Here is a 22,078-nt window from a genome sequence, read left to right on the forward strand (position 1 = left end):
AGTGATCCGTAAAATTAGCCAATGGCTTTTTCAAGCATTTCAACATCCCAGTACTGCTCGAATTTACGGCCTACTTCACGAAACACACCGACGGATTCAAAGCCGAACTTCTTATGAATAATAAGCGATGCATCATTTGGCAAAGTGATTCCAGCATAAGCACGGTGCACGTCTTCTGTTTCTAAGCGTTTAAACAATTCTGTGTATAACGCCTTCCCCAAGCCTCGGCCTTGTGTGTTTGGCTTTAAGTAAATACTCACTTCGACAGAAGTTTCATAGGCTTGCTTAACTTTATATTGAGCACTGCAAGCATAACCAAGGACTTCTCCTGCTTCTTCTACAACCAACAGCTGATGCCTTCCTGTCGGGGAAAATTGTGAAAACCAAGCACTTCGGCTTTCTACTGTATAAGGCTTGATATCAAATGTTGTTGCCGTATTGGCGATGTAATAATTATAGAGATCAGTTAAAGCAGTTAAATCGTCAATAACCCCTGTACGAATTTGAAATCTGTTCATTGAGTTTCTTCTCTTTTATCTAGGGAAGGTGCGAACAAGTCCACTGGCTTCAGCGTGTGGATAAACCTTTATTATTCGAGGCAAGCTTCGCAGTCCAATATGAACATATTGGCAAGAAGCTTAACAAAGAATAAAAAGTGTTTAGCCCACGCCCTTCGGGTCTTTCAGAGAAACGGCCTCTCTGCGTTAAGAGTAATTGAAAGGTATTAACATTCCTGCTCACTCTTGCCTTGATAGACCGTTTCTCTGATAAGACTGAAGTTCAGAAGACTTATTCGCACCTTCCCTAACTACATTTGCCACTCTAGTGTTTGAGAGGGTTGTTCGCCAAAAAGCTGTTTATAGTCTTTTGAAAATTGGCTTAAATGCCAAAAACCCCATTGCGAAGCAATGCTGCTTACGGTTTCTGAATCTTGAGCGCTTTTGTTTACTTGTATCAAAGCTCGCCTAACACCGTTTAATCGGCTCATTCTCAAATATTGAATCGGGCTGATGCCTAGAATACTTTCAAAGCTGTATTGCAAGGTTCGGCGGCTCACATTGGTAATCTCGCACAGTTGCGTCACCGTCACAGGCTCGTCCAAATGAGAATCCAAAAACTGCCGGACACAATCCACTACTTTTTTACGATGATGATAACTTTGTGTTTTTGCAGGCTGCGGGGTTTCTACTTTCAGTATCTCCAACAACGCCATCATGACAATATCGTGCTGTAGTCTTGGCGGTGTCGCTTGATATTGAACAGAAGCTGAACCCTCTGATACATCATGACCCGACAACAAACGCGCTAGTAGAAAACGAACATCGGCCAAGGTCTTATCTGGCACACCAAGCCGACCATGCTCAATAAATTCACGCCAGTTTAGATCCACACCATGAACATCCGCCATTTTCATTAAGGTGAATTTATCCACCACCAAACCATACAAATCGTAATCTTGGGGTGTCGATAACTGAAAATCACAGCCACCAGGGCGACACATGATGGTGTCAGGCCGAATGCTCAAACCATTAATTCGGCTTTCCTCTTGGTTTGCCTGAGGAATACCTAACCAGACAGAATCCGGCCAGACAACGCACTTTTGCTGCAAAGCCTGACTCGTGTGTTCACAAAAGACCTGTAAATCCTCAAAAGGCAGCTCAACAATACGACCATAAAAGCTGCCGCAGCTGGTTTGATCGTATTCCTGCTGCCAATTAGTTAAATTCCCTGCATGTAGGTCTGCATCATGTGCTTCCGAGACTCGTGAAAAAAAGCCCTCTTTTTGTGCATCATTTGCCATATCCAACATAACAATACCTATTTCTGTACTCTGCCTTCGCAAATCATCAAGCGCTTAACTCTAACTTATTGATATTTATAAAATAGTAATTTTGCCAATATTCGATAACCGCTTTGCATGATTTTCCGTAAAGTGAATAAGAAGCAAGTCCTATGCCTTTACGAACAATGGCAATTTAACAACGACAAACACATTGGTACGAGAAACATTATGAGCAATCCACATTCTACTTTTCAATTTCGTCACATTGTGGGAGAGCGCACTTTTGGATTTGTCGATCTAGCCGAGTTAATGGCCAAAGCCACACCAGCTCGTTCCGGAGATCGTTTGGCCGGAGTCGCAGCGCAAAGTGCCGAAGAGCGTGCCATCGCACAAATCACACTGGCCGACGTACCTCTAAAGCTTTTTCTTGAGCAAACGCTCATACCTTACGAAAAAGACGAAATCACTCGCTTAATTATTGATGATCATGACAAACAGGCTTTCGCGCCTATCTCTCATTTAACGGTGGGCGGTTTTCGTGACTGGCTACTCAGTGACCTTGCAACGCCAGAAGTCTTAACCAGCATTCGCCAAGGCATCACACCAGAAATGGCCGCCGCGGTGAGTAAAATCATGCGCAATCAAGATCTCATTTTGGTCGCGAAAAAATGCCATGTGAAAACCGCTTTTCGCAATACCATTGGTTTACCGGGACATTTATCCACACGTTTACAACCTAACCACCCAACGGACGATTTAACCGGCATCGCCGCCAGTATGTTAGACGGTTTACTTTACGCCAATGGCGATGCGGTGATTGGCATCAACCCAGCCACCGACAACGTACAACAAGCCTCTCGACTGATCAAAATGATGGACGAAGTCATCCAACATTATGAGATTCCGACACAATCTTGCGTGCTGACTCACGTTACCAACACCATTGAATGCATTGACCAAGGCGCGCCAGTGGACTTGGTGTTTCAATCCATCGGCGGTACTCAAGCCACTAACGACAGCTTTGGTTTCAACCTTGCGAATCTCGCCGAAGCCCAAGACGCTGCTTTATCTCTAAATAGAGGCACAGTCGGCAATAACGTCATGTACTTTGAGACTGGCCAAGGCAGTGCGCTCTCAGCCAATGCGCACCACGGTTTAGACCAACAAACCTGTGAAACTCGCGCTTATGCGGTTGCTCGGAAATTCAATCCACTCTTGGTAAATACGGTTGTCGGCTTTATCGGCCCAGAATATTTGTACGACGGCAAAGAAATCACTCGTGCCGGTTTAGAAGATCACTTCTGTGGAAAATTACTCGGTTTACCAATGGGTTGCGATGTGTGCTACACCAATCACGCAGAAGCCGATCAGAATGACATGGACAACTTGCTCACACTTTTAGGTGTGGCTGGTTGCACCTTTATTATGGGCATCCCTGGCTCCGACGACATCATGCTGAATTATCAAACCACTTCCTTTCACGATGCCTTGTACGCTCGTCGCGCTTTAGGGCTGAAACCTGCGCCAGAGTTCGACGCTTGGCTGGCGAAAATGGAAATCTTCAAAAATAACGAGCAATTCACTCTCAACCACCAATTACCTGATGCTTTCCATCAATCACTTAATCGCATCATTGGAGGCCGCTCATGAGCAAAATCACAGAAACACACGAAGAAGCGGTCACTGAAAACCCGTGGCGCAAGCTAAACGCTTTTACCGATGCTCGTGTTGGCTTAGGGCGATCTGGCGTGAGCGTGCCAACATCGCATTTATTGGCGTTTCAACTAGCGCACGCTCAAGCCATTGATGCTGTGCATACGCAACTCGACGTAACTCTATTATCCAAGAGCATTATGGAGCAGGATTGGGCTCCTGACTGCGCTCCCCTAGAACTGCACAGTCGCGCGACGGATCGCGCAACCTATTTACAGCGCCCAGATTATGGTCGCCTTCTTGATGAAGCTTCTGCCAACAAGCTCGAAAAATACAAAGCACCATCGTCCGATGCTTATGATCTTGCGATTGTCGTGGTTGATGGATTGTCCTCTCTGGCGATTGAACAAAACGCCTTACCTTTCTTAAAAGAACTTTTTCACCAACTGGACAAAACAAGCTCCCCAAATTGGAACATCGCCCCAATTTGTATCACTCAACAAGGGCGAGTAGCCATTGGCGACGACATTTGTGAACGCTTAAACGCCAACTGCGTGCTTGTATTGATCGGTGAGCGTCCTGGTTTGAGTTCACCAGACAGTTTGGGCTTATACCTCACTTGGCAAGGCAAAGTTGGGCTAACAGACGCGTTTCGAAACTGCATATCCAATGTTCGACCAGCAGGCTTAAATTATCCCGAAGCCGCCCACAAAGCCCATTATTTACTGACAGAAGCGCGAAATCTCAAGTTATCTGGCGTCAAATTAAAAGACAGATCAGATGACAACATCATCGATCATGACAACGAAGAATCGTCACTATTCTTAACGCCATAGCATTCTTCACAAGTGAAAATTGGTTTCGCTGGCAAATTTTATGAAAGAAATGTCAGCGTAAGACAAAAAATGGGTATAGATATTGCCCCTTACAAAATAATGACACTTCATCAGCCTACAAAAATAGGCTGGTTGTAAGTGACATAAAGAGCATGGAAAGGTGAAAACATAAACAGCACGAAGAGGCTGTATTTAAGGGAAAACAGCTACTCAACGTAGTCACTATATAAAAAACTTAAATTATTTTATTTCACAATAAGGAACATAATCATGGCGACAGAAACTCCGACGCTAGAATCCCTCCAAGCGACGCTCGATGCGCAGCAGGCGGTATTCAGCATGCATCAAGCGATGAACGTAGAAGTCTTTTATTGGTGGTGTACAGCCATCATGGTGATGATTCACGCAGGCTTCTTGGCTTATGAAATGGGCGCTTCTCGTAGTAAAAACGCATTGGCCGCAGGTGTTAAGAACATTCTCGCACTCGCTGTCATCATTCCAACTTTCTACCTATTTGGCTGGTGGATTTATAACGCATTCCCTGGTGGCTTCATCCCTGCAGATGCCTCTTACGCTCTTCCATGGTCACAAAGCATGGGACCAGACGTACAAGACATGGGGTCTGGTATCTTCTGGGCGGCCTTCGCATTATTTGGTGCGACAACAGGTTCCATTCTTTCTGGTGCCGTTATCGAACGTATCCGAGTCAGTGCTTTCTTAATCCTTGCGATCCTACTTGGTAGCGTTGTTTGGATTCTAGCTGGCGCTTGGGGCTGGCACCCAGGCGGTTGGATGCTAACTAAGTTTGGTTACCATGATGTTGGTGCTTCTGGTGTCGTTCATGCTATCGCTGGTTTCTTCACATTAGGTGTTCTAATTAACTTAGGGCCTCGTGTTGGTAAATTTGTCAAAGGTGTTCCTCAGCAAATCAAAGCGCATAACCTACCAATGACGCTAATTGGTTTGATGATGATCATCTTCGGTTTCTTCGGCTTCCTAGGCGGCTGTATCATCTTTAACGGTGGTGAAACTGGATGGACAACTATCTACGGCACTCCAACTAACTTATCTGCTTTCGCCTTCAACACGCTAATGGGCTTTGCTGGTGGTGTTATTGGTTGTTACATCGCAACTCGCGACCCTTTCTGGACTATGTCTGGTGGCCTTGTCGGTATCATTTCCGTTGCAGCTGGTTTGGATTTATACGATCCAGGTTTGGCTTTCATCATCGCAATCTGTGTTAGCTTCATTGCTGTTGCAGCTGCGAAGAAATTGGAAAAAATGGGTATCGATGATGCTGTTGGCGCGGTTGGCGTACACGGTGTAACTGGTTTCGTTGCTGTTGTTCTTGTTGGCGTATTCGCTGGCGGAACACCAAACGTAGATGGCAACCCAGCAATCAGCCTATACGGTCAAACTATCTGTGCAATCGCTATTGCGGTTCTAGGTTTTGTACCTGGTTATGTCGTGTCTTTGATCTTGAAAAAATGCAACGTACTACGCGTTCCAACAAATGTTGAAGACCTTGGTCTTGATGAAGTTGAAATTCTGGCTCACCCTTACCCAGAAACTGTTCCATCAAGCAAAAACACAACAACTGATGACTTAGCGACTACAGGAGCTTAATTATGGGTACTTCTATTACTACTTGGGAAAATGTATCTGCATACTTTACCTTTGCTGATAGCCCTATGATGTTAGGCCTGTTTAGCGCAGGTGTTGCAGTGATCCTTATCGCTTTAATTCGCTTCATCATGAAACATGAAAAAGAAGCGTTTGAAAGCCACGAATAAGTAAATCCAGCGTTTAAAAAGCCCCGCATTTTATCGTAAAAATGCGGGGCTTTTTTGCTCTCAACAATCAGAAAAATCCCTTATCGAAATCGGCTTAGCCTTATAGCTATATGGTAAGCTATCTCTCATTATTCCATGGCTATATCAAGAGTTGAGATTATGACTATGAAACATTATTTAGAACGAGATTACGCAGGCTACGGCCGCCAACAACCTCACGCAAATTGGCCAAACAACGCCAAAATCGCAGTGCAGTTTGTTTTAAACTTTGAAGAAGGTGGCGAAAATTGTGTTCTTCATGGTGATGAGCACGCCGAAACATTTTTGTCTGAAATTTTCGGTGCACAACCTTTTAAAGATCGTCATATGAGTATGGAATCGTTATACGAATACGGTTCACGATCTGGCGTTTGGCGCATTCTCAACGAGTTTGAACGCCGCAATTTACCTCTGACCATATTTGCCGTATCCACCGCTTTGCAACGTAATCCAGAGGTTGCGAAAGCCATTGTCGACGCCAATCATGAAATCGTTTGCCACGGTTTAAAATGGATTCATTACCAAGACATGAGCATCGAGCAAGAGCGCGAACAGATGCAGCAAGCGCTCGACATGATAGAGCAAGTAACAGGCGTAAAACCAAGCGGTTGGTACACAGGACGCGACTCCCCAAACACCCGCGCGTTGGTCGCAGAGCAACCTCAGCTAAAATACGACTCCGATAACTATGGCGACGACCTACCTTACTGGGTTGAAGTACCACATCATGAAGACGCAACGAAAACCAAACCGCACCTGATCGTGCCTTACACACTCGACTGCAACGACATGAAATTTTCTTCACCTTACGGCTTCAGTCACGGCGACGAGTTCTTCCAATATTTAAAAGACAACTTTGATTGTTTATACGAGGAAGGCGCAACCGCGCCAAAAATGATGTCCATCGGCATGCACTGTCGAACCTTAGGAAAACCAAGCCGCTTCATGGCGCTAAAGCGTTTCCTAGATTACGTACAATCTCATGACGATGTATGGATTACACGACGTGGCGACATTGCAGATCATTGGATAGAGAATCATCCGCCTGCGTAAAATAAAAAAACGATGGTAGATACTTATGATCTACCATCGCTGCTCATTCATCTTGATCTATAAATCTAAAGCTCCACATCTTCTGGAATGGTGACAAAAATAGAATGGCGAACTTCATTGAAGAGCGCTTTGCTGCAGTGGCCTTCACCTTCTGTGTCTTCAAGAAGCAGTAAGTCACCGCCACCGAATTGGCGTGTTTCGCCAGACGAAACTTTAAATTCGCAACGCCCTTTGATGATGAACAATAATTGACGCTGTGGCGCTGGGTGCCATTTGAAATCGTAGTCGCTTGGGGTTTCACGGAAGATGATGTCGCCCGCTGGAAAACGCTCTGACAAAAAACCAATTGGTCCACCGTCTTTTAGTTCGAGTTCCAATTCACCAAAATGGCTTTTGCCTTGTTCGTCGTTGTAAATTCGTGTGAATTTCATCTCTTATTCCTTACAAAAATACCCTGATCGAGTGATCTGAATACTGTATCAAACGTTTTCAAAACCTTATTCAGTACAACACCAGAGCGATTCTTCGAGCTTGCTCGGGGAGCTAGGTGTTTTGCTGAATAATTTAATGACACTTAACCCAAATTTTTAATGGCGTGTTCTAGCACTTCTAATGTGACCGCCACATCGCTTTCCATAATGGCTTCAGCAGGATTGTGGCTGATGCCTTTGTCACAACGCATAAACAACATGGCCACAGGGCAAATATCGGCAATCGCCATGGCGTCATGCCCAGCACCAGATGGCAATGTTCTCGCCTGATAACCCGTTTTCTCAATGGCATCGCGCAAAACACCTTGCAGGCGCTGATCACAATGTACGGCATCCGCTGCGTGGGTTTGTTTTTTGTCTAGAGTGACATTACGACGATCCGCAATAGCTTGGATCTCTTCAAAAATCTGCGCTAAACCCGCATCCCGTTTGTCATCAAATTCGCTACGGATATCCAAAGAAATCGAGGTATTACCAGAAATAACGTTCACACCATTTGGACGGTTGTTAATTTGTCCAACGGTGGCCACAATGCCGTGCTCTTGCGCGATTCGTTCAATAACTAAAATCATTTCACTTGCAGCACACAAGGCGTCTTGGCGAAGGGGCATAGGCACAGTGCCAGCATGACCCGCCATTCCTTTGATGTTCATTTCGAAGCGCTTCGCACCCGCAATCGCACTAACGACACCCACAGGTAAGTCTTCGTCTTCTAACACAGGGCCTTGCTCAATGTGCAGTTCAAGATAGCCAAGTAAATCATCGGTCGAGATCGTTGCATTAGGGATGGCGTCAAAGTCCAAACCAAAATTCGTCAAAGCCTCTCTAAGTGTAATCTCGTCTTCATCAACCAGTTCTGCCCACTCTTGTGGCCATTTACCAGTTAAGGCACGACTGCCTAATAAAGTAGAGCGAAAGCGCGTACCTTCTTCGTCTCCAAAGCCCACCAACTCAAGGTGAAATGGTAACTCGACACCTTGTTCATTAAAGTAATGAATTAAGGAGATCGGTGCCAATACACCCAACATGCCGTCATATTTACCGCCATTTGGTACTGTATCTAAGTGGCTTCCTAACAAGTAGCGTGGTGCGTTTGGTGTGCTACTTTCCAAACGTCCCCATAAATTACCCGCTTCGTCTTGCCAGGTTTTCATGCCTGCTTGCGACATCCACTCGCCCACTAATTGGTTCGCCTGCTTATGCTCAGGTGTGAGGTAGCGGCGATCCAAATTTTCGTCCGATTGACTGATTTGTCCAAGTTCGTCACAGCGTGACATAACTTGTTGAGCGAGTTTGTCGAAATGGGTCATGACTAGGCTCCGTAAACCGACAAAGCAGCGTCTACTGATTCACCAGATGGCAAAGCAAAACCCGCTCGACGTAATACAGTTTCTAAAGACTGTAATGTATGTAATACCGCATCCTGACGGGCGTTATAACCCATAGTGCCGATGCGCCATACCTTGCCTTTTAATGGGCCAAAGCTGGTGCCGATTTCAATATTGAAAGTGTTGAGTAGGGTATGACGAATGGCTTCACCGTCCACATTGTCAGGGATATGAACACCAACCACATTGCTCATCTTATGCTCAAGGTTACCAAAAGGCTGTAAGCCCATGGCTTGAATACCAGACAGCATGGCGTCGCCGGCTTGCTTGTGGCGTGCAATCACTTGGTCTTGGCCTTCGCGTAACAGCTCAATCGCACATTGGCGAGAACCAAACAACATGGTCGCCGCTTCCGTATGATGGTTAAGACGCTCTTCGCCCCAGTAATCCATGATCATAGACAGATCAAAGTAGTTAGAGCGAATACGCTCGCCACCCGCATCTTCATGGTGTGCATCACGAATACCCGCTTCCACATGGTGACGCTTGCGAATCACATCCACAAAACGGTCACTCATAGAGATGGGCGCGCTGCCAGATGGGCCGCCTAAACATTTCTGCAAACCAACAGATACAGCATCGATTTGCCAAAGGTCCGTCTCAAACGGGTTACCACCAATGGATGCCGTGGCATCCGTATACAACAATACATCATGAGCACGACAAATTTCACCAAGATGCTCCAGTGGTTGCAGCATGGTAGTGGATGTATCGCCTTGCACAATCGCTAACAACTTTGGTTGTATTTCCTTGATAGCGTCTTCAATTTGTTGAGGATCAAACACCTCACCCCATGTGGTTTCAATGGTGTGAACTTCCGCGCCAGCACGCTCTGCGATTTCCGCCAATAAGTGGCCAAAGCGCCCAAACACAGGCACCAATACTTTATCGCCCGGCTCCAAACTCGACACCAAGGCAGCTTCAATGCCGGCACGAGAAGTGCCATCCACTAGGAAAGTTTGCTGATTTTTGGTCTTGAATACTTGGCGATATAAGGCCATCACCTCGTTCATGTAACCTGTCATGGCAGGGTCGTATTGCCCAACCAATTGTGTCGACATGGCCGTTAGCACCTGTGGATAACAGTTAATCGGCCCTGGTCCCATCAGTAATCTAGGAGGAAGAGAAAGTGGTTGCATAAATAACTCCTTAAAGATGAAAGATTAAGCCAAAACTTGGTACAACATACGCAAGCCAGTGAAGATGAGCACAACAGCAAACACCTTCTTCAACTTGGATGCGTCTAGGCGATTCGCTAAACCTGCGCCCACTGGAGCAAACAACACGGTCAATGGCACGATAAAGGCAAAGCCAATCAAGTTCACCAAGCCAACGGTTCCAAACGGTGCGTCTAATGGGCGTTCACCCATGACCAACATGGTCACCGCACCCGGTAAAGAAATGATCAAACCAACAGCCGCTGCGGTGCCTACTGCACGGTGCGCTGGGTAATTACAGAATGTCAGTGTTGGAACCGTTAAGGTACCGCCGCCAATACCGATCATGCTGCTGAAAAAGCCGATCGCTGAAGCAATGACGCTCTGACCCGCTTTACCCGGCAACGATTTAAAGATGGCGTCTTTACGACCTAACAACATATTGATCGCCGACAATGAAGCGATGATGCCAAACATCAAGGTCAACAACTGACCTTCTACTTTGGTCACTAAAATACTGCCGACAATCACGCCTGCGAAAATGAACACGCCCCATTGTTTCAACAAGGCAAAGTCCACATTGCCTTTTGCATGATGAGAACGAATTGAGCTCACAGACGTTGGAATAATGGTCGCCAAAGAAGTGGCTGTTGCCACCAGCATGGCGGTATCTGCCGCTACACCAAGACCTTGATAAATGAAGAACAAGACGGGGACAATGACAATGCCGCCACCAACACCTAACAAACCAGCCAAAACACCAGCCACAACACCTGTGCCCATCATGGCTAATAACATGGAATAGTTTTCCATTATAAACGACATTTCATTCTCCAGATTTAATCTATCTTTTTGTCTTAGTTAATCTTTTTTGACAGTGCTAAACCGTCACTGCGTGGGTCTGTTGCGGCCAATGTGTCGCCACTTTCCAGACGAACCACCGCACCTGCGTGACCCATTAATTCATTACACGAATCTACAATGACAAGATCATGACCACGAGCGCGCAAAGAGTCTGCGGCTTCGTTGGCAAAGTCTTGTTCAATCTTTAAATTGTGGCTTTCATCACCCCATGTACGACCCAACAACCAACGACCTTCACTGATGGCTTTGTCTAATGGAAAACCGTGATATACATAGCGACTGAACAGCGCCGCTTGGGTTTGTGGTTGACCTTCGCCGCCCATGGTGCCGTAACTCATACGACGACCATCGTTCAACTCCGCAAAAGCTGGATTCAAAGTATGGAAAGGTTTTAAGTTTGGCCCAAGCTCTTGTAGAGAGCCTTTTTCTAATGAGAAAGACGAACCACGATTGTTCCAAACAATGCCAGTCGAAGGACTAACAACACCGCTACCAAACTCCCAGAAAAGGCTCTGAATATAACTCACCATGCGACCTTCACTGTCACAGGCGCCCATCCAAATGGTGTCGCCGTGTTTCTCCACATGAGGCCATGTTTGCGCCTTGTCTAGGGAAATAGACTTGAGCATCTCTTCTAGTGATTCATCTGCCAACAAGGCTTCTAAGTCGGCCGTCAAACGGGATTCATCTGTCACATATTGATTGCGAGCGATGAAAGCTTGCTTGGTGGATTCGATCAATAAATGCGCCATATCGGTTGGCGTTTTGCCTTGCGTATGCAGACGATCGTACAGGGCTAAAATCAGTAAAGACGCAATGCCTTGAGTCGGTGCAGATAAGTTGTATAAAGTACCCGCACTGGTGGTGACTTGGAGCGGTTTTACCTGTTTAGCCTCATAAGAATGGAAGTCTTCCAATCTAATAGGCGAGCCGGCTGTTTCTAAGTCTTTCGCCAACTCTTCCGCAATTTCACCGTGATAAAAGTCATCCAAGCCTTTTTCAGCAAGACGTCTTAACGTTTTCCCTAGCGCAGGAAGCGTTAAATTATCACCCTTTTCATATACGCCACCGTCTTTCAAAAAAGTCGAAAAGCCGTGAACGTCGGCTAAATCGTCAAAAACCTTGTTACTTGCGTCCACATAAGTTTGCGTCACAGCACTGCCTTGTTCGGCAAACTGAATGGCATCATTTAACAACGTAGACAAAGGCAAATTAGCTTGCCAGCTTTCACTGATCGACAAGGCTTCTTTCCAACCCGCCACAGCGCCCGCCATGGTTAACGCGGCTTTTCCGCCACGAGCAGGAATGCTGTCGAACTCTTTGTACACGTCCAACGTCGCGTTTTGTGCAGCTTTTCCTGATGCATCAATACCAATAGGTGCTTTACCTCGTTCGCTGATCAACCAGAAACCATCACCACCTAATCCATTCATGTGCGGATACACAACAGCAATTGCCGCCGCTGCAGCCACCATAGCTTCAATGGCCGTGCCGCCTTGCTCTAATACTTTTTGACCCGCTTCGGTTGCTTTAAAATGCGGAGCGGTAAAGCCAATACCACCTTTATTAATACTATTTTCACTCACGAATCTTGCTCCAATAATGTTTTTGCCAACTCGATCAATTCAAGATCACTGCCTTTCGGGCCCACTAAAGACAAACCACAGGGCGCACCCTCTAATTCACAGACAGGCAAATGCAACTGAGGTAATCCAGCCAAGCCTGCAACAGCAGTTATATCCATTAATTGGTTGCGATATTCGGCTAATTCGTCGACATCTATCTCGAAAAGCGGAGATAACCCCGGTGTCGTCGGCATAATAAGAACCGAGTCTTTCAACTCACTTTGAATCCAATCCGTAAAGTCTTTACGTTGTTGCTTCGCGATCGCCACATCATCTGCAGAAATGGTTGCACACCATTCAAGTCGTATTTGAATATCTGGAGCAAATACCGGCTTTTCTGATTCAATCCATTCGCCATGCTCGCACCAGATTTCAGCACCTTGGAGGGTTCTAAAAGTTTCACTGGTTTTCCAAGCTTTAGTATCAATCTGAAAAGGCGTTTCATTCGTCAAAAAGCCTTTCTGACGCCACACATCCAGTTGTTTTTTCAATTCACTTGAATGGGCAACTTGATCAATGAGATTGTCGCAAATGAGCACCTTATTAAAAGAGGTTTCAATGCTTTCTTTTAGCAAGACCTTAGCGACACTTGCCAAGGCTTTTAAATCTTTCGTCATCCAGCCGACCGTATCAAAAGACGGCGCTAATCCCACCATATTGTCCATTTCGATCACGCCGTGAGTTGGGCGCAAACCGAATAAACCGTTGTAGCTGGAAGGCACACGAATCGAGCCGCCGGTGTCGGTTCCTAGACCAATATCTGCAAAGCCAGCCGATACAGCGATGGCCGAACCTGACGATGAACCGCCTGGCAAACGGTTTGGAGTGATTGGATTTTCAGGCGTACCGTAATGAATATTCTGACCGTTTAAGCTGTAAGCCAACTCGTCAGTAATGGTTTTACCACAAAACTCAGCGCCCGCATCGAGCAAAGCAATGACGCTGGATGAGGTTTGAGTTGGAATGCTGTGAGTTGCTAGCCAAGTCGGATTGCCTGCTGACGTTGGCAAACCCGCCATATGAAACAAATCTTTCACGGCAAGACGCAGGCCTTTCAAAGGTTGATCGACAGTACTCTCTCTTTTACTGGAGAAATCGGCACAGTTCGCGTCTTGATCACTTAATGTAAGAAATGGATTTTGCACAATAGAATGTTTCATATGTCCCCCTTGATTACATATATGAAACAATCGTTCCAAGAAGAAGTCAACTGAAACAATATCAACTAAGAGATTATGGCAACACTCGACTGGATATTTTCTTAAAGTAGATGACTTAACAGGAAGGGAGATTAAGGCTGACTAATAAGCTCTCCATTAGCTCCAGACGTAGATCAATGTCATCTGGCAACCGAGAAAAATGCTCATACTGATTGCCGATCACATTGAAATCTAGCAGTTCAACGGCTTCGTTATCGTATTCAGGGTGTGTTGAACACAACAACCATTGTCCCTTTCCGTATTGGCCTGAGACAATCGCTGCTGGTTTTTCTGGTAAATCAGCAAAAGACGCCAGCACCTTATAACCTTTTGCCTCCTCATCAATTGCCGTCTGAGGCTTAAAAACACAGCCTCCCAAATACAGAGAAGAGACTAATTTACCTTGGTATTCCAGAGTCACTAAATGAGCATCGGTCTGATTGTAGTTGTCGCCCCGACCAAACGCCTCGATCGGGCCAACCGCCTCTCCCAAGAAGAAATCCAATTCATTCTCAGTAATGATTTCATGGGGCAAACCTTGCGCCCATTTTGTCACACTGCAGCCCATATAAGCGCCAGCACAAATACCAAAATAGCGGCCGCCCTGTTCAACATAGTGTTTAATCATACGGTTTGCTGCGCCATTGAGCTTATCGGCTTTATAGCGACTGGCGCCGCCGGGCATAACGAACAAGTCCACATCATCCGTTAAAGCACCGTTTAAAATCTCATTGGCATTAACGAAGCAAACGCTGCTTTTACCGTACAGCCGTGCCAGCGCATAATAGAGGACGTGGTTAGCGGAAACATTATCCGTATAAATCAGAATCTTCACCTGACGTCCTCTACTACTGTCCATACAGATATTAGGATTTGGCTTTAGCCTGTCGAGACAACAAGCTTGCTGGACGAGCTTTCGCAATAGCTGCGGTTAGCAGACCAGCAATAATCGCTTTAATAATGTCTCCGGGTATGAAAGCAATCATCAATGCTGCGGACTCAAAGAAGGTTTTTTCCAACACGATCGCCATGCCAACAATGCCAAACAGATACATCACGAAGATGCCGCCGATAATGGAAGCAATAACTGAAACAAGCGCAATAGAACCGCTGCGCCACTTCTCAACGATCAATCCTGTCACATAAGCAGAAACCGGCCAGCCAATTAGAAAACCACCCGTTACGCCAAAGAACAATCCTAAGCCGCCGCGACCACCCGCCAATAAAGGCAAGCCAATAGCAACCAATAACAGCAGCAACAACACAGCTAACGCGCCGCGTTTGGCACCCAGTATCGTGCCGCAAAGCATAATACCAAGACCCTGTGCGGTAATCGGTACACCAAAGCCTAGGGTGATTTTAGGTATCAAACCCAGTGCGGCAATCAAGGCTGTAAACAACGCGATATAGGCAATATTCTTTTCCATCTATTTTCTCTCTTGGTTTGTTAATCCGCCGCGAGCCTTTAAGGCTTCGGCAACATGGTCCGCATCGTCAAGCGCGAGGACCGTAAAAGGTAAAATGATTCGCCAGCCGGAGCGACGATTTGAACGTGCTCGCCAAGCCAAAGATAAGCTCTGCCCTTTGGAAACCAGCACGGGTGTCATTCGTATCACCAAGGCAATCGCTAGTTCTAATATTCGGGGGTTAAAGCCAAGTCTTTGCAGTGGGCGAGTTAGCCAATGCACAACGTCTATCATGTCGGAAAGACGCGTTGTCATGGTAACTAAGTTCGCTAGCCCCACGGCAGAGATCATACGAAAAGCAACAGTTAACCCCAGCGGCAACTCGTCTGTGAACAGGTGCCAAGCAAGCACAATAAAAACAAACGGCCACAAAATTTTCAGATGCTTCCAGCCATTTTTTAAAAATCGCATCCCGGGCAATGCATAGAGCACAGCGACAAAGACCACAAACACACCATGAAAGAGGACGCTATCAATAAAGAACAAGCTAAAGGTCACCAAACACAGCAATCCTAGCTTTAATCCAGCGGGCCAGCGATGTGCACGGGTTTCAATTGGAGAGGTCAGAGATATCATCGCTTTCTCCCAGTTCGTGCATGGCCGCTAAATAACGAGGCATCACTTCGTCAGACTGTCCCAAAGCTTCGACTTGCCCTGCTTCCAACCATAAAAGCTGATCGTAATTCTGCAAATCATCGGGATCGTGGCTGATGTGAATAAGACTGCCAGAAAAGGTATCGAGGTAACGCTGTAATTGGCGCTTGGTCGGAATGTCCAAGCCAGCAAACGGTTCATCAAGAATAATAAGATTCGGTTTCATGGCGACAATCGACATCAGGCAAACCAGATGCTTTTGCCCTTGAGATAACGCAGAACAATGAGCATCCTGCCAGTGCTCTTTGCCAAACGCAGACAAGACTTCCAGAGCGTTATGTTTCGCAGTGGCTTTGTCTTGGCCCAATTGACGCAAGCCGAATATGACTTCTTCTAATACGGTTGGGAAAATAATCTGGTGTTCTGGGTTTTGAAACAACAGGCCAACCTCGCGCAAGGCTGCACGGCGGTCTTTAAACGGATTAAAACCAGCAATTTCAAGTTCCCCAGACGTGGTGTCAATCAATCCAGAAAGTAAGCGAGATAAAGTGGACTTGCCTGAGCCATTACGGCCAATCACGCCAAGTCGACGAGCATTCGTCTCCAGAGACAATTGGTTAATGACCTGTTTGCCTTCGACTTCTAGGCAAACCTGATCTAACCGAATAGCACAACCCGTCGTAGTAGAACTTTCAGCAGGGCTCTTCATATTCATCATTCACATCAGCGCTCAGTACAGATAAAACGTGCCACAAACGCACACGCTATAAAGAAGACACACGGATAAAATACGCGTATCTGTCTACCTTGGGCGCGAGATACTAGCAATGCCAGCAATCAATGTAAACTGCAAGATTTCTATTGGTTTACAAAGGTTCAAAAAGAAAGCTAAAGATTGAAAGTTTTTCCCTAAGGCTCTAATTCATCCAGTGTTTCGTATAACCCTGAAATATCTTGCGCTTGGTTACTGGCACTGTCGCCCAGAAAACCAAAGGTGCGGTTGCACAACATGGAGATCAAACTCATTGGCGCGGCGTAACTGTCGAATGGACTTTCGTTGCCAAGATGACAAACAAGCACGTCAGACACTTGCTGATTGTAAACCTGCCCTGTTGGGTCAGTAATCAAGACAGTATCGCGTCCTTCTAAGACTTGTATGATGTGTTTGAATTGACGTGTGCGCCTTCTAAATCCCAAAAGCACAATCACTTCATCATCGAGAATATCGTGCAAGTCTTCGCCCAAGGTTTGACCAGGCTGCGGCAGTAAACGCACAGAATGGCGTACTTGTTGAAGCTGTTGACGAAAATGCAGCGCCATTGGATACGCATTGCGAAAACCAATCAAGGTAACGCGGCTCGCCTTCGCCAATCTCTGGCTTATGTCGTTAAGAATATCGGGACGCAGGCCTTCAAAGGTCAAAGAAAGATTTTTCATTTCTTGAGCAGTTTGGTCTAACGACGCACCTTCGATAAAAGTCGGCACGCCACTTTCTCGCAAAGCAAGCTGAGCTTGTTTCGCAACATGATGTGTTTCATAACCAAGCTGACGGAAAAAGCGACTTACAGTGGCTTTTGATGTTTGCGTCTTTTCCGCGATTTCAGCAGAAGTTTGACTCACAATCGCCAAAGGATTCTGCTGTAGATAATTCGCAATCGACCGTGCAGAAGGAGAAAGGTTAGGGTAATTTTTCTCGATTAGGGATAACACATCCTGCTTTGTCGTCACGTAAAAACCTCTGTTTGATAATAATTACTAATAAGGTAATAGATTGTAGATAATCTGCCAACTGAGATCCGCTTTTTATTTCAAGTTGCACTAAAAAAGAAACTTAAGTTTCACTTGTGCACTGTTTTTCACCTTCAAAAAACACAATAGCGCACAACCAATTAAGTCCTTTCAAAGTCTAAACCTTTATGGAAAAAGAACTTTTTGTTACATATAAACAAAAATAGAAACTTATGTTTCATGTTGGCATGAGTGTTGCAAATTATGTTTCAGGCATTCATTAAAATGAAATAAAAGTAAGGACCCTCAAACCATGAAGAAATTCATTAAAGTAATCAGTAAAGCTCTTATCATCGGTGCGGCTTTTTCCGCATTCAGTGCAACTGCCGATGTATTGAAAGACATTCAAGATCGCAAACTTATTCGTATCGCAGTGCCACAGGATTTCCCTCCTTTTGGTTCTATCGGTACCGACCTTAAACCTCAAGGTATCGATATCGACATGGCAAATTACATTGCCAAAGAAATGGGCGTGAAAGTAGAAATCGTCCCGGTTACCAGTGCAAACCGCATTCCTTATTTGCAAACAAATAAAGTCGACCTTGTGATTTCTAGCTTGGGTAAAAATCCAGAACGTGAAAAAGCCATCGACTTTTCAACACCTTATGCACCTTTCTTCTTAGGTGTATTTGGTTCTAAAGACGTTACCGTTACAAAAATCGAAGACTTAGCCGGTAAGACAGTGGGCGTGACTCGTGGTTCTGTAGAAGATTTGGAACTGGAAAAACACGCACCTAAATCTGTCAATGTACGTCGCTTCGAAGACAACAATACAACACTAACCGCATACCTTTCTGGTCAGGTTAACTTGATCGCAACAGGTAACTTGGTGGCAACTGAGATTGCAACTCGCCAACCTCAGCGTGCACCAGAAAGCAAATTCATGTTAAAAGACTCTCCTTGCTACATTGGTATGGCGGAAGGCGAAGCAGCACTACAAGCTAAAGTAAACGAGCTGATTCAAAAAGCATTAACAACAGGTGAATTGAACAAGATTTCAATGAAGTGGTTAAAAGCCCCTCTACCAAAAGGTTTTGGCGTATAGGGCTGACTCATGTTGCATTTCTCCGATTTGTGGCAATACAGTGATTTATTCCTCAGTGGTCTTATGACCACTGTTGAGCTCACTATACTGACCACTATTTTAGGGGTAGCACTCGGCACCACATGCGCTACCATTCGCCAATATGGCAACTCATCGAGCCAACGTCTTGTCACTGTGTATGTTGAGCTCATTCGTAACACACCTTTTATTGTTCAGCTCTTTTTTATTTTTTTCGGTTTACCTTCCATCGGCATGAAGCTGTCTCCTTGGGAAGCCAGTGTTATCGCATTGACTATTAACCTGGGCGCTTACAGCACAGAAATCATTCGTGCAGGCCTTAGCAGTATTTCAAAAGGGCAAATGGAAGCGGCAAAAGTACTTGGATTAAATTTTCGCCAAACCTTAACTCGCGTAGTATTTACTCCCGCTTTTGAAAAAATTTATCCAGCACTAACCAGCCAGTGCATTATCGTTATGCTCGGCTCGGCGGTCATTTCACAAATCTCTGTGGAAGATCTAACCTACGCTGCTAACCTTGTTCAGTCTCGTAATTTTCGCGCTTTTGAGAGCTACTTGGTGACTGCCTTCTTGTATCTTGGGCTGTCTATTCTGTTGCGCTTTGCGTTCAACCTTCTAGGCAAACGTTTGTTTGTTTACCGAGCGACGAAGTGAGGGGATTATCATGATCGAGTTTTCAAATTACGATATTTTGCGCAATTTACTGTTCGCCACTCAGTGGACAATTTTATTGTCTCTCGCTGCTTTTATTGGTGGTACAAGTGTCGCTTTGGCGCTTACGGCGTTGCGCTTAACCGGAAATGTGGCGGTACAAAGAGTCGTTCGTCTATATATTGAAATATTCCAAGGCACGCCTTTGCTGATGCAAATGTTCTTGTGCTTTTTTGGCTTATCCATGCTTGGGTACGAAATCTCTGCGTGGAGTGCGGCGATTCTTTCACTCACCTTTTTCACGAGTGCTTTTCTAGTGGAAATTTGGCGAGGCTGCATTGACACATTACCAAAAGGTCAATGGGAAGCCAGCCGTTGTTTGGGCTTAAGCTTTCTACAGACACTGCGCCACATCATTCTACCTCAAGCGATACGAGTCGCCACAGCACCTACTGTGGGCTTTTCAGTTCAAGTCATTAAAGGAACAGCCTTGGCGTCCATCATAGGTTTTGTCGAACTAACAAAAGTCGGCACCATGCTTAACAACGCGACCTTTGAGCCTTTCAAAGTTTTCACCTTGGTTGCCATCATTTATTTCTTGTTGTGCTATCCGCTTTCTTGGTACAGCAAGGTTCTGGAGAAAAAATTCAATGTCTCTCGTTAACCTACATCAAGTCCATAAATACTATGGCGACTTACACGTCTTAAAAGGCATCGACCTTGATATTAAAGCAGGTGAAGTCATTTCCATTATTGGCAGAAGTGGTTCTGGAAAAAGCACGCTTTTACGCTGTATTAATGGTTTGGAAGAGTATCAGCAAGGCGGCATTACCTTAGATGGCAATGAAGTCACCACGGAAGATATTCAAGTACGGAAACTGGCGCTTAGTGTGGGCATGATTTTCCAAAATTTTAATTTATTTCCACACTTAACCGTTGGCGAAAATATCATGCTCGCTCCAACGATTGTATTAAAGAAAAGTAAAAAAGAAGCGGAAAGCATTGCCCGCGCCATGTTGGATAAAGTGGGCTTAGCCGACAAGTTTGACAGCTATCCAGAGAAATTGTCTGGCGGCCAACAACAACGTGTTGCCATCGCTCGAGCATTGGCCATGTCACCAAAAGTATTGCTGTGTGATGAGATCACTTCCGCACTCGATCCAGAACTCGTTGGTGAAGTTTTAAAGGTCTTAGAGCAACTGGCAAAAGAAGGGATGACGCTCATTTTAGTGACTCATGAAATGAACTTCGCCCGTGACGTCGGTAACCGAGTCGTGTTTATGCACCAAGGAAAAGTCTGGGAAGAAGGCGATTCAAAAGAGTTGCTCTCTAACCCTCAGACAGAAGAGTTAAAACAGTTTATTGGTGCAGTTTTATAGCGCAGCATTGATTTGCCGAACTAAAAAAGGGTCACTTCAGTAAGCTATGAAGTGGCCCTTTTTTATGACTCAGTACACAGAATCAAAGGACGTACTGAAACAGAAGGCCGCCGATAATGGCAGTGGTCAAGATAATCCCAACAAACGCCACAACAGCTTTAGGCTTCAATACAGAAGATATCAAAGTAATTTAATTGCTGAACAAATGGCTAAAGAAAAGTCCGTTCATGTGACAAAAGTAAATTGAATCGCGGAGTTCACCTACTTACCCCCTTTACCTCGCCTACCGTCAAAAAACACTTTGCCAGACAGATTTGAGCTGGCTAAAGACATGCTTTTAGATAAGGAAAAAACGTCAGAAAGTAAACCTGTCGGCAATATAAAGTGAGAGACAGCTATTCTTATACCTATCGAGCCAACCCCATTGGAAAAGAGTGCTATTATTTAATGAGTGTTTTAATTTTGTTACTTATTTGTCATCTTAATAGGATAGCGTTCATAAAAACCTTACCCGTTTCATTGCCAATAGGAGAAATTCCAAAATGAAAATGAAAGATCAATTAGATAGCCCTCAGCCGTTGAAAAAGCATAAAGCCAAGTCTAAAAAGGCAGAATCAAAGAAGAAAAAGCAGGCAAAAATTGAGGGTAAAAAACAATCTAAAGAAAAGAAGGTAAGTAAAACAAAAGAATCGACACCTATTATTGAGCAACCTGTAGCGGCTCCAAGCAGCAAAAAGGCCGCAAAACCAGCGCCTGCGAAACAAGCAGCCCCAGAAGAGAAAAAAGCACCAGAAGTAAAACCGGAGCCAGCTCAAGTAGCCACTCCAACACCAGAAGAACTAACAACAGCCGTTACAACACCTTCCACAGAAAGCTTAGCCAGATCACGCGTTTCAAAAAGCCTAGAGCCAATGTCAAAAGAAGACCAGTTGGTTGCGGTAAATCAAATCATTAAACGTTTGTTATTAAACGAAATTTCACAAGGCGAAGCGCTTCGTGAATTACGAGTGAATGTTTTGCGTCTAAGACAAGAAGCTTACACTGAGTTAACTGGCGTTTCGCGAAAAACCTTGTCTGAAATCGAAAACGATAAAGGCAACTATACACCTGAAATCATTAACAAAGTTTTTAAACCTTTTGAATTAAAAAGCAGCTTGGTACCAACATCGAGCCAATTATTGGTTGCGATTTTAAGCAGCTAATTTATAACAATGTCTTTTATAAGAGAATAGCCAGTGACTGAATATGGTTACTCA

The 22,078-nt window shown here is 45.1% G+C and carries 24 protein-coding genes; 11 read left to right on the forward strand and 13 right to left on the reverse strand.

Translation table 11 applies throughout. The features are described from left to right. Positions 1-14 precede the first annotated feature (14 nt). The gene (locus ACMUMQ_RS12080) at positions 15-518 is read right to left on the reverse strand and encodes a GNAT family N-acetyltransferase (protein WP_414682238.1); all 504 of its coding nucleotides are present in this window, start codon (positions 516-518) and stop codon (positions 15-17) included. Positions 519-808: 290 nt separating this feature from the next. Beyond that, the gene (locus tag ACMUMQ_RS12085; protein ID WP_414682239.1) at positions 809-1,810 is read right to left on the reverse strand and encodes a helix-turn-helix domain-containing protein; all 1,002 of its coding nucleotides are present in this window, start codon (positions 1,808-1,810) and stop codon (positions 809-811) included. Positions 1,811-2,011: 201 nt separating this feature from the next. Here ACMUMQ_RS12085 and ACMUMQ_RS12090 point away from each other — a divergent pair, with 201 nt between their 5' ends. The 5 genes from ACMUMQ_RS12090 to puuE all read left to right on the forward strand — a co-directional run bounded on the left by ACMUMQ_RS12090 (position 2,012) and on the right by puuE (position 7,157). After that, on the forward strand, positions 2,012-3,433 hold the full coding sequence (locus ACMUMQ_RS12090) for an ethanolamine ammonia-lyase subunit EutB (protein WP_414682240.1): 1,422 nt from the start codon (positions 2,012-2,014) through the stop codon (positions 3,431-3,433). Then, positions 3,430-4,272 carry an ethanolamine ammonia-lyase subunit EutC gene (gene eutC / locus ACMUMQ_RS12095; protein WP_414682241.1) on the forward strand — a complete coding sequence of 281 codons (843 nt, stop codon included), beginning with the start codon at positions 3,430-3,432 and terminating at the stop codon, positions 4,270-4,272. The genes ACMUMQ_RS12090 and eutC overlap by 4 nt, the downstream gene beginning before the upstream one ends. 270 nt (positions 4,273-4,542) lie before the next feature. Next, a complete protein-coding gene (locus tag ACMUMQ_RS12100) occupies positions 4,543-5,898 on the forward strand; it encodes an ammonium transporter (protein WP_414682242.1) in 1,356 nt (451 codons plus the stop codon). Positions 5,899-5,900: 2 nt separating this feature from the next. Then, positions 5,901-6,065 (forward strand): hypothetical protein, encoded by a 165-nt coding sequence (locus ACMUMQ_RS12105; protein ID WP_317005804.1) that lies wholly within the window; start codon positions 5,901-5,903, stop codon positions 6,063-6,065. 165 nt (positions 6,066-6,230) lie between these two features. Continuing rightward, a complete protein-coding gene (gene puuE / locus ACMUMQ_RS12110) occupies positions 6,231-7,157 on the forward strand; it encodes an allantoinase PuuE (RefSeq protein ID WP_414682336.1) in 927 nt (308 codons plus the stop codon). A gap of 65 nt (positions 7,158-7,222) precedes the next feature. On the opposite strand, the gene ACMUMQ_RS12115 is transcribed toward puuE, so the two are convergent. The 11 genes from ACMUMQ_RS12115 to ACMUMQ_RS12165 all read right to left on the reverse strand — a co-directional run bounded on the left by ACMUMQ_RS12115 (position 7,223) and on the right by ACMUMQ_RS12165 (position 17,669). Beyond that, positions 7,223-7,588, reverse strand: a complete 366-nt coding sequence (locus ACMUMQ_RS12115; protein WP_414682243.1) for an AraC family ligand binding domain-containing protein — start codon at positions 7,586-7,588, stop codon at positions 7,223-7,225. A gap of 143 nt (positions 7,589-7,731) precedes the next feature. After that, positions 7,732-8,958, reverse strand: coding sequence for an allantoate amidohydrolase (locus ACMUMQ_RS12120; RefSeq protein ID WP_414682244.1), 1,227 nt, complete (start codon positions 8,956-8,958; stop codon positions 7,732-7,734). A gap of 2 nt (positions 8,959-8,960) precedes the next feature. Then, positions 8,961-10,175, reverse strand: coding sequence for a (S)-ureidoglycine--glyoxylate transaminase (gene pucG / locus ACMUMQ_RS12125; protein WP_414682245.1), 1,215 nt, complete (start codon positions 10,173-10,175; stop codon positions 8,961-8,963). A gap of 24 nt (positions 10,176-10,199) precedes the next feature. Further along, the gene (locus tag ACMUMQ_RS12130; protein ID WP_414682246.1) at positions 10,200-11,018 is read right to left on the reverse strand and encodes a sulfite exporter TauE/SafE family protein; all 819 of its coding nucleotides are present in this window, start codon (positions 11,016-11,018) and stop codon (positions 10,200-10,202) included. A 32-nt stretch (positions 11,019-11,050) separates the two neighbouring features. Further along, on the reverse strand, positions 11,051-12,643 hold the full coding sequence (locus tag ACMUMQ_RS12135) for a gamma-glutamyltransferase family protein (protein ID WP_414682247.1): 1,593 nt from the start codon (positions 12,641-12,643) through the stop codon (positions 11,051-11,053). Next, positions 12,640-13,842 carry an amidase gene (locus ACMUMQ_RS12140; protein ID WP_414682248.1) on the reverse strand — a complete coding sequence of 401 codons (1,203 nt, stop codon included), beginning with the start codon at positions 13,840-13,842 and terminating at the stop codon, positions 12,640-12,642. Before ACMUMQ_RS12140 ends, ACMUMQ_RS12135 begins: the two co-directional genes overlap by 4 nt. A gap of 115 nt (positions 13,843-13,957) precedes the next feature. Then, positions 13,958-14,716, reverse strand: coding sequence for a BPL-N domain-containing protein (locus ACMUMQ_RS12145; protein ID WP_414682249.1), 759 nt, complete (start codon positions 14,714-14,716; stop codon positions 13,958-13,960). Between the two features lie 31 nt (positions 14,717-14,747). Beyond that, positions 14,748-15,308 carry a biotin transporter BioY gene (locus ACMUMQ_RS12150; RefSeq protein ID WP_414682250.1) on the reverse strand — a complete coding sequence of 187 codons (561 nt, stop codon included), beginning with the start codon at positions 15,306-15,308 and terminating at the stop codon, positions 14,748-14,750. Next, the gene (locus tag ACMUMQ_RS12155; RefSeq protein ID WP_414682252.1) at positions 15,309-15,923 is read right to left on the reverse strand and encodes an energy-coupling factor transporter transmembrane component T family protein; all 615 of its coding nucleotides are present in this window, start codon (positions 15,921-15,923) and stop codon (positions 15,309-15,311) included. Further along, entirely contained in the window at positions 15,898-16,659 is a 762-nt protein-coding gene (locus ACMUMQ_RS12160) for an energy-coupling factor ABC transporter ATP-binding protein (protein ID WP_414682254.1), read from the reverse strand. The genes ACMUMQ_RS12155 and ACMUMQ_RS12160 overlap by 26 nt, the downstream gene beginning before the upstream one ends. Positions 16,660-16,850: 191 nt before the next feature. Next, positions 16,851-17,669: a MurR/RpiR family transcriptional regulator gene (locus ACMUMQ_RS12165; RefSeq protein WP_414682255.1), complete on the reverse strand. Its 819-nt coding sequence runs from the start codon at positions 17,667-17,669 to the stop codon at positions 16,851-16,853. A gap of 313 nt (positions 17,670-17,982) precedes the next feature. Here ACMUMQ_RS12165 and ACMUMQ_RS12170 point away from each other — a divergent pair, with 313 nt between their 5' ends. The 6 genes from ACMUMQ_RS12170 to ACMUMQ_RS12195 all read left to right on the forward strand — a co-directional run bounded on the left by ACMUMQ_RS12170 (position 17,983) and on the right by ACMUMQ_RS12195 (position 22,024). Further along, complete coding sequence (locus ACMUMQ_RS12170; protein ID WP_414682256.1) at positions 17,983-18,774, forward strand: transporter substrate-binding domain-containing protein; 792 nt, start codon at positions 17,983-17,985, stop codon at positions 18,772-18,774. A 9-nt stretch (positions 18,775-18,783) separates the two neighbouring features. Then, positions 18,784-19,446 carry an amino acid ABC transporter permease gene (locus tag ACMUMQ_RS12175; RefSeq protein WP_414682257.1) on the forward strand — a complete coding sequence of 221 codons (663 nt, stop codon included), beginning with the start codon at positions 18,784-18,786 and terminating at the stop codon, positions 19,444-19,446. 10 nt (positions 19,447-19,456) lie between these two features. Continuing rightward, on the forward strand, positions 19,457-20,107 hold the full coding sequence (locus ACMUMQ_RS12180) for an amino acid ABC transporter permease (protein ID WP_414682258.1): 651 nt from the start codon (positions 19,457-19,459) through the stop codon (positions 20,105-20,107). After that, positions 20,094-20,822, forward strand: coding sequence for an amino acid ABC transporter ATP-binding protein (locus tag ACMUMQ_RS12185; protein ID WP_414682259.1), 729 nt, complete (start codon positions 20,094-20,096; stop codon positions 20,820-20,822). The genes ACMUMQ_RS12180 and ACMUMQ_RS12185 overlap by 14 nt, the downstream gene beginning before the upstream one ends. Before the next feature lie 64 nt (positions 20,823-20,886). After that, complete coding sequence (locus ACMUMQ_RS12190; protein WP_414682260.1) at positions 20,887-21,069, forward strand: hypothetical protein; 183 nt, start codon at positions 20,887-20,889, stop codon at positions 21,067-21,069. Between the two features lie 295 nt (positions 21,070-21,364). Beyond that, positions 21,365-22,024: a helix-turn-helix transcriptional regulator gene (locus ACMUMQ_RS12195; RefSeq protein ID WP_414682262.1), complete on the forward strand. Its 660-nt coding sequence runs from the start codon at positions 21,365-21,367 to the stop codon at positions 22,022-22,024. The last annotated feature ends 54 nt before the right edge of the window (positions 22,025-22,078 follow it).

Source organism: Marinomonas algae (assembly GCF_047525555.1).
Lineage (GTDB): Bacteria > Pseudomonadota > Gammaproteobacteria > Pseudomonadales > Marinomonadaceae > Marinomonas.

Excerpts from the sequence above, each read along its gene's own strand:
- ACMUMQ_RS12080 (WP_414682238.1), bottom strand. The coding sequence starts at position 518 with ATGAACAGATTTCAAATTCGTACAGGGGTTATTGACGATTTAACTGCT.
- ACMUMQ_RS12085 (WP_414682239.1), bottom strand. The coding sequence starts at position 1,810 with ATGTTGGATATGGCAAATGATGCACAAAAAGAGGGCTTTTTTTCACGA.
- ACMUMQ_RS12090 (WP_414682240.1), top strand. The coding sequence starts at position 2,012 with ATGAGCAATCCACATTCTACTTTTCAATTTCGTCACATTGTGGGAGAG.
- eutC (WP_414682241.1), top strand. The coding sequence starts at position 3,430 with ATGAGCAAAATCACAGAAACACACGAAGAAGCGGTCACTGAAAACCCG.
- ACMUMQ_RS12100 (WP_414682242.1), top strand. The coding sequence starts at position 4,543 with ATGGCGACAGAAACTCCGACGCTAGAATCCCTCCAAGCGACGCTCGAT.
- ACMUMQ_RS12105 (WP_317005804.1), top strand. The coding sequence starts at position 5,901 with ATGGGTACTTCTATTACTACTTGGGAAAATGTATCTGCATACTTTACC.
- puuE (WP_414682336.1), top strand. The coding sequence starts at position 6,231 with ATGAAACATTATTTAGAACGAGATTACGCAGGCTACGGCCGCCAACAA.
- ACMUMQ_RS12115 (WP_414682243.1), bottom strand. The coding sequence starts at position 7,588 with ATGAAATTCACACGAATTTACAACGACGAACAAGGCAAAAGCCATTTT.
- ACMUMQ_RS12120 (WP_414682244.1), bottom strand. The coding sequence starts at position 8,958 with ATGACCCATTTCGACAAACTCGCTCAACAAGTTATGTCACGCTGTGAC.
- pucG (WP_414682245.1), bottom strand. The coding sequence starts at position 10,175 with ATGCAACCACTTTCTCTTCCTCCTAGATTACTGATGGGACCAGGGCCG.
- ACMUMQ_RS12130 (WP_414682246.1), bottom strand. The coding sequence starts at position 11,018 with ATGTCGTTTATAATGGAAAACTATTCCATGTTATTAGCCATGATGGGC.
- ACMUMQ_RS12140 (WP_414682248.1), bottom strand. The coding sequence starts at position 13,842 with ATGAAACATTCTATTGTGCAAAATCCATTTCTTACATTAAGTGATCAA.
- ACMUMQ_RS12150 (WP_414682250.1), bottom strand. The coding sequence starts at position 15,308 with ATGGAAAAGAATATTGCCTATATCGCGTTGTTTACAGCCTTGATTGCC.
- ACMUMQ_RS12155 (WP_414682252.1), bottom strand. The coding sequence starts at position 15,923 with ATGATATCTCTGACCTCTCCAATTGAAACCCGTGCACATCGCTGGCCC.
- ACMUMQ_RS12160 (WP_414682254.1), bottom strand. The coding sequence starts at position 16,659 with ATGATGAATATGAAGAGCCCTGCTGAAAGTTCTACTACGACGGGTTGT.
- ACMUMQ_RS12170 (WP_414682256.1), top strand. The coding sequence starts at position 17,983 with ATGAAGAAATTCATTAAAGTAATCAGTAAAGCTCTTATCATCGGTGCG.
- ACMUMQ_RS12175 (WP_414682257.1), top strand. The coding sequence starts at position 18,784 with ATGTTGCATTTCTCCGATTTGTGGCAATACAGTGATTTATTCCTCAGT.
- ACMUMQ_RS12180 (WP_414682258.1), top strand. The coding sequence starts at position 19,457 with ATGATCGAGTTTTCAAATTACGATATTTTGCGCAATTTACTGTTCGCC.
- ACMUMQ_RS12185 (WP_414682259.1), top strand. The coding sequence starts at position 20,094 with ATGTCTCTCGTTAACCTACATCAAGTCCATAAATACTATGGCGACTTA.
- ACMUMQ_RS12190 (WP_414682260.1), top strand. The coding sequence starts at position 20,887 with ATGACTCAGTACACAGAATCAAAGGACGTACTGAAACAGAAGGCCGCC.
- ACMUMQ_RS12195 (WP_414682262.1), top strand. The coding sequence starts at position 21,365 with ATGAAAATGAAAGATCAATTAGATAGCCCTCAGCCGTTGAAAAAGCAT.